This window comes from Yersinia alsatica (assembly GCF_902170305.1).
Lineage (GTDB): Bacteria > Pseudomonadota > Gammaproteobacteria > Enterobacterales > Enterobacteriaceae > Yersinia > Yersinia alsatica.
Genome location: NZ_CABHWW010000015.1, coordinates 101,815 through 119,244, shown reverse-complemented (window position 1 = coordinate 119,244; position 17,430 = coordinate 101,815). Strand labels below are relative to the sequence as shown.

Genomic DNA, 17,430 nt, shown 5'->3' with positions numbered 1-17,430 from the left:
GATCAAAACCAAGGTATGCAGGTACTAAGGCGTGACGGGTTTGCCATCAACCGTGACGTTTTGTATCTCACTGAAGTGCCATGGCGTATCGCCGCGTAATTCAGTGAACGTCACTTTATTGAATTCGCTGTCACGTAAGTCACTGATGGCCGTCGGGCTAACCTTGTTAAGTTGCACATTGTTGACGTGCACTAAGCGGTGCCAGGCTTTATTGGCGGTATCCCCTTTGATTTCAATAGAGGCATTCTTGCCAGTAGTATTATCTACAGTCACATTTTTTACTGTGAAATCATAGAATTGTGCTGGAACCTTGGCTGGTGGATAATCGATATTGGCATTACTGTCAGCATAATCCAAGGTCATTACCATCACCTGTTTAGCCAGGTCGCGCATGGCATTATTCCGGAAAGTTACATTACGCGCCCCACCACCAATGGTGCTAGTGCTCTTGGCACGCAGGCCGATGTCAGTCAGATACATGACATTATTTTCAGCCAAAATATCTTCAATCCAAGCCCCGGTATGGCTGCCTGTGACCACTGCGCCATGTCCCATACGAAAATAGTTATTAAACAGCCATGCGCCTTTCATTGGCTCTTGCTGTTGCGCCTTCTCCCCAGTGCCAGCAGCAAAGTTGATGCAGTCATCGCCGGTATCAAAGAAATTATTAAACACCATGACATTCTGACTATTACCAAATTCAATACCATCGCCATTGTTCGCATCATAGGTTTGATGGATTAACCCATTGGCAACCACATTATGATTTTCCAGATTCATAATGCCGTGGAAAGCGGGGTTACGTACGGTAAAGCCAGCCAGATAGACGTTTTCTACCCCGCGTAATGTCATCAAACTAGAGCGGCGTTGACCATAAGCATTTTTTAAATCCATACCGTCAGAAACCGCCTTCTCAACCTGATTTTTGGCCAGGATGCCATCTTCATGCACTTTGCTGTTCTTACTGGCAACATATTGCGGTAATGGATGGCCTAATTCGTCTGAAATTTCAGCGGTTTTCGCGCGCTGCCAACCATTGCCATCAATGATGCCTGAGCCGGTAATGCGGATATTACTGAATGTGCCGGGTTTGCTGTTATTTGGGTCGATGGCATTGATCAATGAAGCTGGGCGCTCAATGGTGGAATAAGGATACAGGCGGTAACCCGCTGGATAATCCTCTGGATTCTCTGAACCCAGTAAAGTCGCCCCAGCTTGTAAATTAAGGGTCATATCGCTTTTCAGCCACAGCGCACCACTCTTGTAGATACCCGCAGGGATTTCAATGCGACAACCTGGTTTACAGCTATCAATTGCCTGCTGTATCGCTTTGGTATTCAGAGTCTTACCATCATCAACTGCACCGAAATCGCGCACATTTACAATCTGTGGTTTGGCGGTGGTTTTTGCTGTGATGGGCTTACTGGCTGCAGATAAAGAGCCGTCAGCGTACTGCGCTTTCACTGTGAATTGGTAGCTGGTTTCCGGTTTAAGGCCCACGGCTGTAAAGTTTTGCATCACGATTTTATGCTGAAAATTATCTTTGTCATTGGCATAGAAATTCGTGATATAGGGCTTGGCTGGCGAGAATTTATCATTATTCTCACTGGCGCTACCTAACAATTTTCCAGCAGAATAAACCTGATAATCAACAATTTTGCGAGTATCTTCAGGCGCTTTCCACACCAGAATAATGCTGCTTTCATCATAGGCGAGAGTGGGCACTTGCACCTGCTGAGGGGCATCGTGACTATTTGATTTGGCAGCCATCGCCATGGGGGTGCCGACCATCAGACCGGAAATAATCACCAGCATACCCGCGGTATGGTGGCGTTGAAGCTGTGCTCGCATTTTTGTTCCTCATCAATGAGATTAAGCAATTTGGACGCAGCGTTCTTTCCCTGGAGGTGGCGTATAAAACAAATAACTCAATAAAGAAACGCTGTTTTATAAAAATACACACATTGTTTCTATTTTAAGCTGGCGACGATCACATTCTGACAGTTTTGCTTTATTTTGTAAGAGGTAACCGCAGTAAGATAAGTTTTTTAGCGAGGGAGGCAAAGGAAGATCGGGCGGCGAAAAGCCACCCAATAGCATGAAAACTTAATTGAGTTCTTCTAGCAATAGAGGCCATTGGACATAGCTTTGCCAATGACTTTCTTGTTCTAATGCTTCGGCCCGATAAGGATGTTGTTGCAACCAGCCCTTCGGCAGCAGCACATAAAGTTCCTCGCCATTCGCCCGCAACCTGACAGCAGGCAAAGTATCATCCCGCCGGCGGCTGGAGAAAATAATTGCCAGACGTAGTATGCGGCACAGATGTTGTGCCATATCTACGGGCAATGCATTCTGATGATTCAATAGCGACAGGTCGAGAGTATCACTCTGATTTTGTAACAGGGCAGAAAGCAGCAGCTTTTGAGCGGGGGTAAAACCAGGGAGATCCAGATTACGAATCAGGTAAGCAGCATGTTGGGGAGCACGTTTAAAATCGACGCTTAACCCAATTTCATGAATCAAACAGGCATTTTGCAATAACTCCCGACATCGGCCATCGAGATGCCACTCTTTTTCTACCTGAAGCAAAAAGTTATCGGCCAATTTACTGACACGCTTGGCTTGCTCGGTATCAAGTAAATAGCGGCGCTGCAAATTTCGTACCGTTCGGCTACGGATATCTTGCTCAACCGGTAAATGAAGCATGCCATAGACCAGCCCTTCACGCAGCGCGCCGCCAGCCAGTGTCATGCTTTCAATTGCCAATTCCTGGAATATCGCGATTAAAATAGAGAGGCCGCTGGGGAAAACCAGCGCCCGTTCCAGAGTTAAACCCGGAATTTCCAGTTCTTCTAACTTGCCGCACTGAATGGCCCTTTGCTTAAGTTGTTGCAATTTAGCTAAGGTGATCAGCTCGTCCATCCCCTGAGCGACCATGATCTCTTGCAGCGCCTGGACGGTACCTGAGGCTCCGACACAGATTTGCCAGCCATGATCCCGAAAACGTTTGGCGACGGGTTTGAGCATCTCACGGGCAGCCAGTTCAGCACGTTCAAAATTGTCTTTTGCCAGATTGCGGTCACTAAAGTAACGCTCCAGCCAAGTGACACAACCCATTGATAAGCTGACCAGAATATTCGCTTGCGCGCCATTGCCGGTCACGAGCTCAGTGCTGCCACCGCCAATATCCACCACCAGACGCTGTTCTGGACCGCCGGTGGTATGGGCCACACCGTGATAAATTAGGCGGGCTTCTTCTTCACCACTGATAACCTGGATCGGGCAACCGAGGATCTCGGTTGCAGTTTGCAGGAACTCTTCAGCATTCGAGGCCAGACGCAGAGTGGCTGTCGCAACCACACGGATCTGATCCAGAGGAATATCCTGCAAACGTTCTGAAAAAAGCTTCAGACATTGCCAGCCACGCTCCATCGCTTCTTGCGACAGGTGATTCTGGGTATCCAAACCGGCAGCCAAACGGACTTTTCGCTTGATGCGGGCCAATGTTTGGATACTGCCTGCCACCTCACGTACCACCAACATATGGAAACTGTTGGAGCCAAGATCGATGGCAGCATAAAGTGAGGTGGAACTTAGCATCATTTATCAGCTCGGTCGCTTACGGTTATTCCGTGGTGCACCACTGCGGCGTGGGGCAGAGTTACGGCGTGGGCCATTCCCGGTACGGGTACGGGCCAGACGTTTTGGCGCCGGCAAATCTGTTAATAGCGCATCGCTATTATATTTGCTTACCGGAATGCTATGACCGGTGTAGGTCTCAATAGCCGGTAAGTTTAATGCATACTCTTCACATGCCAGACTGATGGAATGGCCACTTTCGCCAGCACGACCGGTACGGCCAATGCGGTGAACATAGTCTTCACAGTCATCTGGTAAGTCATAGTTGAAGACATGGGTCACCAGTGGAATATGCAGACCACGGGCGGCAACATCGGTCGCAACCAGAATATCCAAATCACCTTTAGTGAAATCTTCCAAAATACGCAGACGTTTTTTCTGCGCGACATCACCGGTCAACAGACCGACACGATGACCATCAGCAGCCAAATGGCCCCAGATCTCTTCGCAGCGATGTTTCGTGTTCGCAAAAATAATGCAGCGATCTGGCCACTCTTCTTCAATCAACGTCTGAAGCAGACGCATTTTTTCTTCATTTGAAGGATAGAACAGCTCTTCCTGAATGCGGTGGCCGGTTTTTTGTAACGGTTCCACTTCAACATATTCTGCGTTATTCATCTGCTCGAATGCCAATTCACGTACCCGGTACGAGAGAGTGGCAGAGAACAACATGTTTAAGCGCTTATCAACAGAAGGCATGCGGCGGAACAACCAGCGGATATCTTTAATAAAGCCTAAATCGTACATCCGATCCGCTTCATCCAAGACCACAACCTGAATTGCGCCAAGATTAATGTAATTTTGTTTTGCGTAGTCGATTAAACGGCCAGTGGTGCCGATCAGAATATCAACGCCACTTTCCAGCACTTTAAGCTGTTTGTCGTAGCCGTCACCACCATAAGCCAAGCCTAATTTCAGCCCAGTCATCTGGGAAAGTGATTCTGCATCGGAGTGAATTTGCACTGCTAATTCACGCGTTGGTGCCATAATCAATGCGCGTGGTTGATTAGTCTGGCGACCCTCTTCTGCCGGGTGAGAAAGCAAATAATGGAAAGTAGACGCTAAGAATGCCAGCGTCTTGCCGGTTCCTGTTTGCGCCTGACCCGCTACATCACGCCCGGATAGGGTGAGTGGCAATGCTAACGCCTGAATAGGCGTACAATATTGAAACCCTTTGTTTTCAAGGGCTTCAACAACTAGCGGGTGCAGGGCGAAGTCGGAAAACTTCTGTTCGGTCAAGTGTGTTTTGCTCATAGTGTGGTAGAATATCAGCTAACTATTGCTTTACGAAAGCGTATCCGGTGAAATAAAGTCATCCTATTGTTGGTTAATGCTACACCAACGAGGTAGACACAATCCTTTGGAGTAGAACATGAGCGATAAAATTATTCACCTGAGTGACGACAGCTTCGACACTGACGTGCTGAAAGCCAGCGGCCTGGTTCTGGTCGATTTCTGGGCTGAATGGTGTGGTCCGTGCAAGATGATTGCTCCGATTTTGGATGAAATTGCTGAAGAGTACGAAGGCAGACTGACCATCACTAAGTTGAATATTGATGAAAACCAGGGCACGGCACCAAAATATGGTATCCGTGGCATCCCTACGTTGTTGTTATTCCGTGACGGTGAAGTTGTGGCCACCAAGGTTGGCGCCTTGTCTAAAGGTCAGCTCAAAGCATTCTTGGATGCAAATCTGTAAGCGGCGTTAAATCGCCTACACCCTACGTCATTGGCGTTACAGGAAGGCAGCAGACAAGCAAGTTCCGATAAGCTGATTGTGGTCGGTGATTCGAGCGAGTAAGAGCTGCTGACAGCGCTGTAGCTTCAAGGCCGTCGGGTGTGTCTAGCGGCAGTTGTGATTTCTCACACTGACCGCTAGACGCCTGCAAAGAAGCGTGTTAAGTTTACCTCACTGCGTATAGAACATTCCTGTGTATTGAGTCCGGGTTTGTAGCATCTAGCTTATTCTTTAGTATCTAAGAAATAGTCTGTAGCATCTAAATAGTTTGAATCTAAAGTTTTACTCTATGTCGAAATAATTTGTGTTGAGAATATGTATGAACTCAATCGGTTTTTGACAGTCTAGTGTTTTACAAAATCAGTCTAAGGCACCTTCAATCTGTATACCGTTGTGTCGCGCAAATCTCGCGTAAGTGATTACTTGCGTAGTTTGTCCAAGGCCGGTGATTGAATGTCCCGTTAAACAGGCACGGATGACGCTGCCATACCATTCACGACCATAGTTCGAGACATACCCCGAGTTTAAGAACCCACCATTATGAATCTTACCGAATTAAAGAACACGCCGGTTTCTGATCTGATAACACTTGGCGAAAATATGGGGCTGGAAAACCTGGCCCGGATGCGTAAACAAGATATTATTTTCTCTATTCTTAAGCAGCATGCGAAAAGTGGAGAAGATATCTTCGGTGACGGTGTGTTGGAGATATTGCAGGATGGATTTGGTTTCCTCCGTTCAGCAGACAGCTCCTACCTCGCCGGTCCCGACGACATCTATGTATCCCCAAGCCAAATTCGCCGTTTCAACCTCCGCACTGGTGATACCGTTGCCGGTAAGATTCGTCCACCGAAAGAAGGTGAGCGTTATTTTGCATTGTTGAAAGTTAACGAAGTTAACTACGACAAACCGGAAAACGCCCGTAACAAAATCCTGTTCGAAAACTTAACCCCATTACATGCCAACTCTCGTTTGCGCATGGAACGCGGTAATGGTTCGACTGAAGATTTAACCGCTCGTGTACTTGATTTGGCATCGCCAATCGGTCGCGGCCAACGTGGTCTGATTGTGGCTCCGCCAAAAGCGGGTAAAACCATGCTGTTGCAGAACATTGCGACCAGCATTGCTTATAACCACCCTGATTGCGTACTGATGGTATTGCTGATTGACGAGCGTCCGGAAGAAGTGACCGAGATGCAACGTCTGGTGAAAGGTGAAGTTATTGCTTCTACTTTTGACGAACCAGCATCCCGTCACGTGCAAGTGGCCGAAATGGTTATCGAGAAAGCTAAACGTCTGGTTGAGCATAAAAAAGACGTTATCATTTTGCTGGATTCGATTACCCGTCTGGCCCGTGCATACAACACCGTGGTACCTGCTTCAGGCAAAGTATTGACCGGTGGTGTCGATGCTAACGCCTTGCATCGTCCTAAACGTTTCTTTGGTGCCGCACGTAATGTTGAAGAGGGCGGTAGCCTGACCATCATTGCCACCGCATTGGTTGATACCGGTTCTAAAATGGATGAAGTTATCTATGAAGAATTTAAAGGTACCGGCAACATGGAACTGCATCTGTCGCGCAAAATTGCCGAAAAACGTGTGTTCCCAGCGATTGATTTCAACCGTTCTGGTACTCGTAAAGAAGAGCTGTTGACCACCACTGAAGAGCTGCAAAAAATGTGGATCTTACGTCGTATTCTTCATCCAATGGGTGAAATCGATGCAATGGAGTTCCTCATCAGCAAATTGGCAACAGCAAAAACCAACGATCAGTTCTTCGATAACATGAGACGTTCGTAAGTTTATACCCAATAGATTTTGAGTCGCAGGTAGGTGGCAACTGAGTGAACTCAAAGCGTTGAGATAATTCGATGGTTTGAGTGAATGATGGCTGCTAATAATGTTGCGGCCTGAAAGATGATGGGTATAGCTTGTTTTGTTAAAACGCCACGCTCAGCCGTGGCGTTTTTTGCATTTGGAATATACGATAGCCGGGTTTGTTATCCATCATATGGATAAAAAGATCGAACTTACCTCTATTTTTGGACTTATTCTCACTACCAATGAGAAAATACCAAAAATAGAGTTGGGAATAACAAGCAAGGCTGTCATCATATTCAGAAATAACTGAAAGCATGGGGAATGCGTGGTATACGCCAAGCCACATGCTAAGCTGTCGTATCTTTTTGCAGAGAGCGGTTAAACGTGAACTTACTCACAATGAGTACTGAAATATTTGTTATTTTCCTGTTTTCTCTGGCATTTTTATTTGCTGCTCGCAAAGTTGCCAAGAAAATTGGATTAGTCGATAAACCTAATTATCGTAAACGCCACCAAGGCTTGATCCCATTAGTGGGTGGAATATCCGTGTTTGCGGGTATTTGTTTTGCCTTTCTGATTACTAACCAGCAAGTTCCCCATTTCCGTTTATACCTCGGTTGCGCCGGTTTATTGGTGTTTATCGGCGCTTTAGATGATCGCTTTGATATCAGTGTAAAAATCCGAGCTTTTATCCAGGCGCTGGTCGGTATTGCCATGATGGTAATCGGCGGGCTTTATTTGCGCAGCTTAGGCCATGCTTTTGGCCCATGGGAAATGGTGTTAGGGCCGTTCGGCTATGTTGTCACACTGTTTGCGGTATGGGCGGCGATAAATGCGTTCAATATGGTGGATGGTATTGATGGCTTACTGGGTGGGCTGTCTTGCGTCTCCTTTGGAGCCATGGGTATTTTGCTGTACCAAAGCGGACAGATGGCATTAGCGCTGTGGTGTTTTGCGATGATCGCCGCCATTTTGCCGTATATCTTACTGAACCTTGGATTACTAGGGCGTCGCTATAAAGTCTTTATGGGAGATGCTGGTAGTACTCTGATTGGTTTCACGGCTATTTGGTTGCTGTTGCAAAGTACTCAAGGGAATGCCCATCCGATTAATCCGGTGACTGCATTGTGGATTATTGCCATTCCATTGATGGATATGATTGCCATCATGTATCGGCGTTTACGCAAGGGTATGAGTCCTTTCTCTCCCGATCGCCAGCATATCCATCATTTAATTATGCGTGCCGGTTTTACTTCTCGGCAGGCTTTTGTCTTAATCACTCTGGCAGCGGTGTTGTTGGCGGCAGTAGGTGTTATCGGAGAACGGCTGGCATTTGTCCCCGAATGGGTCATGTTGGCACTATTCTTGCTTGCATTTCTGTTGTATGGCTACTGCATTAAACGGGCATGGCGAGTGGCGCGTTTTATCAAACGTCTCAAACGTCGGATGCGCCGTGCATCGCAAAATAAGCATGAATCTTAACCAGAGGCTTTTAGGCAGTGATGAAACCAGAATCTATATCGACTGATAAAACAGGGTCTACCAATAATGAGCCTGCTGTGGATAACGAATTAGACATCCGTAGCCTGTGCCGCACGCTTTGGCGCGGTAAGGTATGGATTATCGGTATGGCAATTCTTTTTGCTGCAATAGCGCTGGGTGTTTCCTATTTGGTGAAACAGCAGTGGAGTGCGACAGCCATTACAGACAGGCCAACTGTCAATAATTTAGGTGGTTATTATTCTCAGCAGCAGTTTTTGCGCAATTTGGATACGCGCATTAATAGTGGCGCGGCTAGTGAGCAGCCAGGTATTTCTGATGAAGCCTACAGCGAGTTTATTACTCAGTTAGCCGCCTACGATACCCGTCGTGATTTTTGGCTGCAAAGTGATTACTACAAACAGCGTCTGGAAGGTGATGCTAAAGCGGATGCCGCATTATTGGATGAGCTGATAAACAATATTGTTTTCACGCCACGTGATGACAAAAAAATACTGAATGACAGTATTAAATTGACGGCAGAAACCGCCAGTGACTCAAATAAATTACTGCGCAGTTATATTGAGTTTGCCAGCCAACGTGCAGCCAGCCATTTGAATGACGAAATTCAGGGCGCTTGGGCAGCCCGGACTCAGTCAATGAAAGCACAGGTTCAGCGGCAAGAAGCGGTAGCTCAAGCGGTGTACAACCGTGAAGTTGCTGCGGTTCAGCAAGCATTGAAAGTGGCGAGTCAGCAAGGGATTAATCGTAATCAAACAGATACCCCGGCTGAACAGTTACCTGACTCCAAAATGTTTATGTTAGGTAAACCGATGCTTGAAGCTCGTCTGGAAACCTTGCAGGCCACCGGCCCAAGTTTTGATATTGATTACGATCAGAACCGTGCAATGCTGGCAACATTGAACATTGGTCCAACGCTGGATAAAACATTCCAAGCTTATCGTTACTTACGTACACCAGAAGATCCGGTAACCCGTGATAGCCCACGTCGTGTATTCCTGCTGATTATGTGGGGTGCCATTGGGGCATTAGTTGGGGCTGGAGTGGTGTTGGTTCGTCGTACCAGTACGCAAGCGTAAGTTCGTACTGTAGAAGAATATTAATTGCTAATGGGCGCATTGTGCGCCCAACTTGCAGGCGTCGTCTGCGGCTAACTGACCTTAAAGAGATTCACTGTGAAAGTGTTGACTGTTTTTGGCACCCGGCCTGAAGCCATTAAAATGGCTCCACTGGTGCATGCTTTGGCTCAGGATGAAGCCTTTGAATCAAGAGTTTGTGTCACTGCTCAACATCGCGAGATGTTGGATCAGGTGCTGCGTTTATTTGAGATTCAGCCGGATTATGATTTGAATATCATGAAACCGGGACAGGGATTAACGGAAATAACCTGCCGTATTCTGGAAGGGTTGAAGCCTGTTCTGGCGGAGTTTAAGCCAGACGTTATCTTGGTACACGGTGATACCACGACAACTCTGTCGACCAGCCTCGCGGCATTCTATCACCGTATCCCTGTTGGCCATGTCGAAGCAGGCTTACGCACTGGGAATCTCTATTCTCCGTGGCCGGAAGAAGCCAACCGTCAACTGACGGGCCATCTTGCCATGTACCATTTTGCGCCGACGGAAAACTCGCGGCAAAATCTGTTACGTGAAATGGTGCCGGAGAACCGTATTTTTGTCACGGGTAATACCGTGATTGATGCGCTGTTCTGGGTTCGTGATCGAGTGATGAACAATGCAGATTTGCGAGCAAGTTTGGACCAACGTTACCCATTCCTTGATGCCAATAAAAAGATGATTCTGGTCACTGGCCACCGCCGTGAGAGTTTTGGTGGCGGGTTTGAGCGGATCTGTAGTGCATTGGCTGAAATTGCGCGTAAACACCCTGACGTTCAGGTGGTTTATCCAGTACATCTTAATCCGAATGTCAGTGAGCCGGTTAACCGCATCTTGAAAGGGATTGATAATATCATTCTGATCGACCCGCAAGATTATCTGCCATTTGTTTACCTGATGAACCACGCGTATCTGATCTTGACGGATTCCGGTGGTATTCAGGAAGAGGCACCTTCATTAGGTAAGCCGGTACTGGTCATGCGCGATACCACAGAGCGCCCGGAAGCTGTCGATTCCGGTACAGTTTTGTTGGTTGGCACTAATATTAATAAAATTGTCGATGCAGTGACCCGCTTACTGACTGATGAAACTGCCTATCATCAAATGACACGGGCGCATAATCCTTACGGTGACGGGCACGCCTGTCAACGCATCCTTGAAGCTTTAAAGAATCATCAGGTGACGCTATGAGTTTTGAAACTATTTCTGTTATCGGTCTTGGGTATATTGGCCTGCCAACTGCTGCTGCTTTCGCGTCGCGCAAGAAGAAAGTGATTGGTGTTGATGTCAACGCCCATGCAGTTGAAACCATTAATCGCGGTGCTATCCATATCGTGGAGCCGGATTTAGATAAAGTGGTGAAGATTGCTGTCGAAGGGGGTTACCTACAAGCAGTAACCAAACCACTGGCAGCAGATGCGTTTCTTATTGCCGTCCCGACCCCATTTAAAGGCGATCATGAGCCAGATATGGTTTTCGTCGAATCAGCCGCTAAATCTATCGCCCCGGTGCTGAGAAAAGGCGATTTAGTGATTCTGGAGTCGACTTCTCCGGTCGGCGCGACTGAACAAATGGCGCAATGGTTGGCTGAAGCTCGCCCTGATTTGAGTTTCCCGCAACAAGCGGGTGAAGATGCCGATATCAATATCGCCTACTGCCCTGAACGTGTGTTGCCGGGTCAGGTGATGGTCGAGCTGATTCAAAATGACCGTGTTATCGGTGGTATGACGCCAAAATGTTCTGCCCGTGCTAGTGAGCTGTACAAAATCTTCCTCGAAGGTGAGTGTGTGGTGACTAACTCCCGCACCGCTGAAATGTGTAAGTTGACTGAAAACAGCTTCCGCGACGTTAACATTGCTTTTGCCAATGAGCTATCACTGATTTGTGATGAGCAAGGCATCAATGTATGGGAGCTGATTCGCCTGGCGAACCGTCATCCTCGGGTGAATATCTTGCAGCCAGGGCCGGGTGTTGGTGGTCATTGTATCGCTGTTGACCCATGGTTTATCGTTTCTCAAAACCCACAGTTGGCCCGCCTGATTCACACCGCACGTCTGGTGAATGATGGCAAACCACTGTGGGTTGTTGACCGAGTTAAAGCCGCGGTGGCGGATTGTCTGGCGGCGACTAACAAACGTGCATCTGAAGTGAAAATTGCCTGCTTCGGCTTGGCATTTAAGCCCAATATTGATGATCTGCGTGAAAGCCCAGCGGTTGAAATCGCTCATTTGATTGCTGAATGGCATACCGGTGAAACATTGGTGGTTGAACCCAATGTAGAGCAATTGCCGAAGTCTCTGGCGGGTCACGTGACTCTGAAAGACACAGCAACAGCCTTGCAGCAAGCTGATGTGTTAGTGATGTTGGTAGATCACAGTCAATTTAAGGCCATTAAACCGGAAGATGTGAAGCAATCGTGGATTGTGGACACCAAAGGAGTATGGCGTTGAGACGTATTCTAGTCACAGGCGGGGCCGGTTTTATTGGCTCCGCAGTGGTAAGACATATTATCAATGGCACCTCAGATAGCGTGGTGGTGGTTGATAAACTTACCTACGCGGGCAATTTGGAGTCACTGGCTGTAGTCGCGAAAAGTGAGCGCTACGCTTTTGAACAAGTTGATATCTGTGATCGTACTGAGCTGGACCGAGTTTTTGCGCAATATCAGCCGGATGTTGTGATGCATTTGGCGGCAGAAAGCCATGTTGACCGTTCTATTGATGGCCCGGCTGCTTTTATCGAAACTAACGTCGTGGGCACTTACCAGATGTTAGAGGCGGCGCGTCATTACTGGCAACAACTGAGCGCTGAGGCAAAACTGACGTTTCGCTTCCACCATATCTCGACAGATGAAGTTTATGGCGATCTGCACGGTACTGATGATCTCTTTACTGAAACGACGCCTTATGCGCCAAGTAGCCCCTATTCAGCCTCTAAGGCATCCAGTGACCATTTAGTGCGCGCTTGGTTGCGAACTTATGGTTTACCCACCTTGGTAACCAATTGCTCGAATAACTATGGCCCGTATCATTTCCCAGAGAAATTGATACCACTGGTTATCTTGAATGCATTGGCAGGCAAACCCCTGCCAGTTTATGGCAATGGCGCGCAAGTTCGTGATTGGTTGTATGTTGAAGATCACGCGCGCGCGCTGTATCAGGTAGTTACTGAAGGCGTGGTGGGTGAAACTTACAATATCGGTGGTCACAATGAGCGTAAGAATATTGAAGTAGTTGAGACCATCTGCACCTTATTGGATGAATTGGTACCTGAAAAACCTGCCGGGATTGCTCACTATCGTGACTTGATTACCTATGTCAAAGACCGACCGGGCCACGATATGCGCTATGCTATCGACGCGGGTAAGATTGAACGGGAACTGGGTTGGAAGCCACAGGAAACATTCGACAGCGGCATTCGCAAAACCATTGACTGGTATTTGAATAATGAATCTTGGTGGCGCCGTGTTCAGGATGGTTCTTACGCCGGTGAGCGTTTGGGCCTGAGTGACTGATTCAGCAGGTTCTTGCCTATTGCTGGTTATCCTACGGTAGGCTAAAAAATCTATTAATCATCGGAATGACGTTATTGATTGATTTTAATAACGTCTTGCCCAATGGTTTCAGGAGTGAGTATGAAAGGCATAATTCTGGCTGGTGGCTCAGGCACAAGGTTGCACCCCATCACCCGTGGCGTCTCTAAGCAACTGCTTCCCGTCTACGACAAACCGATGATCTACTATCCGCTGTCAGTGCTGATGCTGGCAGGGATCCGCGATATTTTGATTATCTCGACTCCGGAAGATTTGCCATCATTCCAGCGTTTGCTGGGCAATGGCGATGAGTTTGGTATAAAGCTAAGTTATGCAGCGCAACCTAGCCCTGATGGGCTGGCACAAGCATTTATCATCGGTGAAGAGTTTATTGGTAATGAACCTTGCTGTTTGGTGCTTGGCGATAATATCTATTTTGGTCAAGGCTTTAGCCCGAAATTAAAAGCAGTAGCTGCACGCAAGCAGGGGGCCACGGTCTTCGGTTATCAGGTTATGGACCCTGAACGCTTTGGTGTGGTGGAGTTTGATGACAACTTCCGCGCGTTATCTATTGAAGAGAAACCTAGTCAGCCGAAGTCCAACTGGGCAGTGACCGGGCTTTATTTCTATGATAATCAAGTGGTTGATTTCGCAAAGCAAGTTAAACCCTCTTCTCGTGGTGAACTGGAAATTACCAGCATCAACCAGATGTATTTAGAGCGCGGCGAGCTAACAGTTGAGTTGTTAGGGCGTGGTTTTGCCTGGCTGGATACTGGAACCCATGACAGCCTGATTGAAGCCAGTACCTTTGTACAAACTGTTGAAAAGCGTCAAGGTTTCAAAATTGCTTGTCTGGAAGAGATCTCCTGGCGTAATGGCTGGCTGGATGACGATGGCGTAAGACGCGCAGCAACTGCATTGGCTAAAACCGGTTACGGCAAATATCTATTGGACTTGCTCCATGCCCGTCCACGCCAGTATTGAGCCACTGGCCTGGGAAAGTGAGTTTTTCCAACGGCCGAGTGCAAAACTTCATTTCTCCGACTCAGCCCCGCAAGTTAGCCCGGCTGAGTTGGATGCTTTTACCCTTACCCAAGCTAAAGTTCCGACCCATCGCCTTGATCTGATTGACGCACTTGGCCAGCTTGGTTTCAAGCTAGTTGAAGGGGAAGTCGATCTGTCGCTGTCAGTAGAAGATACGATTGGCACGGAAAATGCTTCCTTTAAGGTTGATGCTGGAGCCTATCAACATCGGGTTGCAACCGCAGAGGATATTCCGCTGTTACGCAGTGTGGCTGGCGCAGCTTTTGCATTGAGTCGTTTTCGTGCCCCGTGGTATGACCCACAGGACAGTGGACGATTTTATGCATTGTGGGCTGAAAAGGCGGTGCTAGGTACGTTCGACCATCAGTGTTTATTGGTGATGGATTCGTCGGGGCAGCCAGCGGGTTTTGTCACATTACGTGATCTGCAAGATGGTAGCGCACGTATTGGCCTGTTGGCGGTATTCCCAGATGCGCAGGGTAAAGGTATAGGTTCATTATTAATGTCGGCGGCAAAGCAGTGGTGCCAGAGTCACGGGTTACATCGGTTACATGTGGCCACACAAATGAGCAATATTGCTGCTTTACGTCTTTATATTCGCAGTGGTGCCTCGATTGAGAGCACCGCGTATTGGTTATGCAGGGGATGAAATGATTCCATTTAACGCTCCACCGGTAGTCGGCACTGAACTGGGTTACATGCAGGCAGCAATCACCAGTGGCAAATTATGCGGCGATGGTGGGTTTACCCGCCGCTGTCAGCAGTGGATGGAGAAACATTTCGATTGCCCGAAAGTGTTACTGACCCCGTCTTGCACTGCGTCACTGGAAATGGCTGCGTTGCTGCTGGATATCAAGCCTGGCGATGAAGTGATCATGCCAAGTTTCACCTTCGTCTCTACCGCCAATGCCTTTGTATTGCGTGGGGCGAAAATGGTGTTTGTTGATATCCGTCCAGATACCATGAATATCGATGAAACTAAGATTGAAGCGGCGATTACCGACAAAACCAGAGTTATCGTGCCAGTCCACTATGCGGGTGTTGCCTGTGAAATGGATACCATCATGGCGCTGGCGAAAAAACATAATTTGTTTGTGGTCGAAGATGCTGCTCAGGGCGTGATGTCGACTTACAAAGGCAAGGCGTTGGGGACTATCGGCCATATTGGCTGTTTCAGCTTCCATGAAACCAAAAACTACACCGCCGGTGGCGAAGGTGGTGCGACGCTTATTAATGACCCGTCATTGATTGATCGCGCAGAAATTATCCGTGAGAAAGGGACTAACCGTAGCCAGTTCTTCCGCGGGCAGGTAGATAAGTATACTTGGCGTGATATTGGTTCCAGCTATTTGATGTCTGATTTACAGGCCGCTTACCTGTGGGGCCAGTTAGAAGCAGCAGAGCAAATTAACCAACGTCGTCTGGCGCTGTGGCACACTTACTATGATGCTTTCAAACCCTTGGCGGATGCTGGTCGCATTGATTTGCCGGTCATTCCTGGCAATCTGGCACAAAATGCGCACATGTTTTATATCAAACTGCGTGATATCGAAGAGCGTTCAGCTTTCATCAGCTATTTAAAAGAAGCTGAGATTATGGCGGTATTCCACTACATTCCGCTACATGCTTGCCCGGCAGGTGAAGAGTTTGGCCGCATGGATGGCAAAGACCGCTTTACCACTAAGGAAAGTGAACGTCTGGTTCGCTTGCCAATCTTCTATAACCTGACTGATGTTAATCAGAGCACGGTCATTAATACTGTTCTCAGTTTCTTCGCCTGATATGTCTCTGGCAAAAGCATCGATTTGGACTGCTGGCTCTACGCTGATTAAGATCGGCGTAGGGTTGTTAGTGGTTAAACTGCTGGCGGTGACCTTTGGCCCCAGTGGTGTTGGGCAGGCGGGTAACTTCCGCCAGCTAATTACGGTATTAGGCGTGCTCTCTGGCGCAGGTATCTTTAACGGTATTACTAAGTATGTTGCTGAATATCATCAGCAACCTGAACGTCTGCGGGCCGTGTTGGGGACGTCATCAGCGATAGTGCTGGGGTTCTCTACTTTGCTGGCATTGATTTTCCTGTTGGCGGCCAAGCCCGTCAGCATGGCGCTATTTGGTCACAGTGATTACCAGAATGTGGTGCGGGCTGTCGCACTTATTCAGATGGGCATTGCTTACGCCAACCTGTTTCTGGCCATCCTTAAAGGTTATCGCGATGCCATGGGGAATGCGCTGGCGGTGATCGGCGGCAGCCTGATTGGTGTGGTGGCGTATTATATCTGCTTCCAGATTGGGGGCTATCCTGGTGCCTTGGTAGGGTTGGCATTGGTTCCTGCGCTGGTGGTTATCCCTGCGGGAATAATGCTCATTCGTCGCAAGACTATTCCCTTAAGTTATCTTAAACTTAGCTGGGATAAAGCCTTGGCGAGCCATTTGGGTAAGTTTACCATTATGGCGCTGATTACGTCGGTGACCTTGCCGGTTGCGTATGTGATGATGCGTAACTTACTGGCTGACCGCTATGGCTGGGATGCCGTCGGGATTTGGCAAGGGGTGAGCAGTATTTCAGATGCTTATCTACAATTTATCACAGCGTCATTTACCGTCTATTTGCTCCCTACGCTGTCGAGACTCAAAGATAAAGCGGCGATTTCTCGTGAAATCCTGCGCTCATTGAAGTTCGTCTTGCCAGCAGTGGCAACCGCCAGCTTGATGGTTTGGCTGTTACGTGACTTTGCGATCTGGCTGCTGTTTTCTCACCAGTTCACCGCAATGCGTGACCTCTTCGCCTGGCAGTTAGTGGGCGATGTGTTGAAAGTCGGGTCGTATGTATTCGGCTATTTGGTTATCGCCAAAGCCTCTTTGCGTTTTTATATTTTGACGGAAGTAAGCCAGTTCTTACTGTTGACTGGGTTTGCCCATTGGTTAATCCCAATGAATGGCTCCTTGGGCGCGGCACAGGCCTATATGGCGACTTATATCGTTTATTTCGCACTCTGTAGCTGCGTATTCCTTATGTATCGTAGACATTCATCACCGTAAAC

General features: G+C 47.9%; 14 protein-coding genes. 11 read left to right on the top strand and 3 right to left on the bottom strand.

The window, feature by feature from the left end:
• Window positions 1–24 precede the first annotated feature (24 nt).
• The 3 genes from FTA96_RS11325 to rhlB all read right to left on the bottom strand — a co-directional run bounded on the left by FTA96_RS11325 (window position 25) and on the right by rhlB (window position 4,893).
• Complete coding sequence (locus FTA96_RS11325) at window positions 25–1,851, bottom strand: glycosyl hydrolase family 28 protein (RefSeq protein ID WP_145573844.1); 1,827 nt, start codon at window positions 1,849–1,851, stop codon at window positions 25–27.
• A 255-nt stretch (window positions 1,852–2,106) separates the two neighbouring features.
• Window positions 2,107–3,600, bottom strand: coding sequence for an exopolyphosphatase (ppx, locus tag FTA96_RS11320; RefSeq protein WP_050110897.1), 1,494 nt, complete (start codon window positions 3,598–3,600; stop codon window positions 2,107–2,109).
• Window positions 3,601–3,606: 6 nt separating this feature from the next.
• Window positions 3,607–4,893 carry an ATP-dependent RNA helicase RhlB gene (gene rhlB / locus FTA96_RS11315; RefSeq protein WP_050110871.1) on the bottom strand — a complete coding sequence of 429 codons (1,287 nt, stop codon included), beginning with the start codon at window positions 4,891–4,893 and terminating at the stop codon, window positions 3,607–3,609.
• Window positions 4,894–5,011: 118 nt separating this feature from the next.
• Here rhlB and trxA point away from each other — a divergent pair, with 118 nt between their 5' ends.
• The 11 genes from trxA (at window position 5,012) to wzxE (ending at window position 17,428) form a co-directional block, all read left to right on the top strand.
• Window positions 5,012–5,338: a thioredoxin TrxA gene (trxA, locus tag FTA96_RS11310; protein WP_004710101.1), complete on the top strand. Its 327-nt coding sequence runs from the start codon at window positions 5,012–5,014 to the stop codon at window positions 5,336–5,338.
• 579 nt (window positions 5,339–5,917) lie between these two features.
• Window positions 5,918–7,177 (top strand): transcription termination factor Rho, encoded by a 1,260-nt coding sequence (gene rho, locus FTA96_RS11305; RefSeq protein WP_004704159.1) that lies wholly within the window; start codon window positions 5,918–5,920, stop codon window positions 7,175–7,177.
• A 405-nt stretch (window positions 7,178–7,582) separates the two neighbouring features.
• On the top strand, window positions 7,583–8,680 hold the full coding sequence (gene wecA / locus FTA96_RS11300) for a UDP-N-acetylglucosamine--undecaprenyl-phosphate N-acetylglucosaminephosphotransferase (protein WP_145573843.1): 1,098 nt from the start codon (window positions 7,583–7,585) through the stop codon (window positions 8,678–8,680).
• A 20-nt stretch (window positions 8,681–8,700) separates the two neighbouring features.
• Window positions 8,701–9,777 carry an ECA polysaccharide chain length modulation protein gene (gene wzzE / locus FTA96_RS11295; RefSeq protein WP_050123917.1) on the top strand — a complete coding sequence of 359 codons (1,077 nt, stop codon included), beginning with the start codon at window positions 8,701–8,703 and terminating at the stop codon, window positions 9,775–9,777.
• Between the two features lie 96 nt (window positions 9,778–9,873).
• The gene (gene wecB / locus FTA96_RS11290) at window positions 9,874–11,004 is read left to right on the top strand and encodes a non-hydrolyzing UDP-N-acetylglucosamine 2-epimerase (RefSeq protein WP_050110879.1); all 1,131 of its coding nucleotides are present in this window, start codon (window positions 9,874–9,876) and stop codon (window positions 11,002–11,004) included.
• A complete protein-coding gene (gene wecC, locus FTA96_RS11285) occupies window positions 11,001–12,263 on the top strand; it encodes a UDP-N-acetyl-D-mannosamine dehydrogenase (RefSeq protein ID WP_145573841.1) in 1,263 nt (420 codons plus the stop codon). The genes wecB and wecC overlap by 4 nt, the downstream gene beginning before the upstream one ends.
• Window positions 12,254–13,327: a dTDP-glucose 4,6-dehydratase gene (gene rffG, locus FTA96_RS11280; RefSeq protein ID WP_172667344.1), complete on the top strand. Its 1,074-nt coding sequence runs from the start codon at window positions 12,254–12,256 to the stop codon at window positions 13,325–13,327. The genes wecC and rffG overlap by 10 nt, the downstream gene beginning before the upstream one ends.
• A gap of 120 nt (window positions 13,328–13,447) precedes the next feature.
• The gene (gene rfbA, locus FTA96_RS11275; protein WP_050147129.1) at window positions 13,448–14,329 is read left to right on the top strand and encodes a glucose-1-phosphate thymidylyltransferase RfbA; all 882 of its coding nucleotides are present in this window, start codon (window positions 13,448–13,450) and stop codon (window positions 14,327–14,329) included.
• Window positions 14,307–15,038 (top strand): dTDP-4-amino-4,6-dideoxy-D-galactose acyltransferase, encoded by a 732-nt coding sequence (rffC, locus tag FTA96_RS11270; protein ID WP_050110885.1) that lies wholly within the window; start codon window positions 14,307–14,309, stop codon window positions 15,036–15,038. The genes rfbA and rffC overlap by 23 nt, the downstream gene beginning before the upstream one ends.
• Window position 15,039: 1 nt before the next feature.
• Window positions 15,040–16,170, top strand: a complete 1,131-nt coding sequence (rffA, locus tag FTA96_RS11265; RefSeq protein ID WP_145538056.1) for a dTDP-4-amino-4,6-dideoxygalactose transaminase — start codon at window positions 15,040–15,042, stop codon at window positions 16,168–16,170.
• Window position 16,171: 1 nt separating this feature from the next.
• Window positions 16,172–17,428, top strand: a complete 1,257-nt coding sequence (wzxE, locus tag FTA96_RS11260) for a lipid III flippase WzxE (protein WP_050110888.1) — start codon at window positions 16,172–16,174, stop codon at window positions 17,426–17,428.
• Window positions 17,429–17,430: the final 2 nt, after the last annotated feature.

Coding starts and splice junctions, on each gene's coding strand:
- FTA96_RS11325 (WP_145573844.1), bottom strand. CDS start 1,851: ATGCGAGCACAGCTTCAACGCCACCATACCGCGGGTATGCTGGTGATT.
- ppx (WP_050110897.1), bottom strand. CDS start 3,600: ATGCTAAGTTCCACCTCACTTTATGCTGCCATCGATCTTGGCTCCAAC.
- rhlB (WP_050110871.1), bottom strand. CDS start 4,893: ATGAGCAAAACACACTTGACCGAACAGAAGTTTTCCGACTTCGCCCTG.
- trxA (WP_004710101.1), top strand. CDS start 5,012: ATGAGCGATAAAATTATTCACCTGAGTGACGACAGCTTCGACACTGAC.
- rho (WP_004704159.1), top strand. CDS start 5,918: ATGAATCTTACCGAATTAAAGAACACGCCGGTTTCTGATCTGATAACA.
- wzzE (WP_050123917.1), top strand. CDS start 8,701: ATGAAACCAGAATCTATATCGACTGATAAAACAGGGTCTACCAATAAT.
- wecC (WP_145573841.1), top strand. CDS start 11,001: ATGAGTTTTGAAACTATTTCTGTTATCGGTCTTGGGTATATTGGCCTG.
- rffG (WP_172667344.1), top strand. CDS start 12,254: ATGGCGTTGAGACGTATTCTAGTCACAGGCGGGGCCGGTTTTATTGGC.
- rfbA (WP_050147129.1), top strand. CDS start 13,448: ATGAAAGGCATAATTCTGGCTGGTGGCTCAGGCACAAGGTTGCACCCC.
- rffC (WP_050110885.1), top strand. CDS start 14,307: ATGCCCGTCCACGCCAGTATTGAGCCACTGGCCTGGGAAAGTGAGTTT.
- rffA (WP_145538056.1), top strand. CDS start 15,040: ATGATTCCATTTAACGCTCCACCGGTAGTCGGCACTGAACTGGGTTAC.
- wzxE (WP_050110888.1), top strand. CDS start 16,172: ATGTCTCTGGCAAAAGCATCGATTTGGACTGCTGGCTCTACGCTGATT.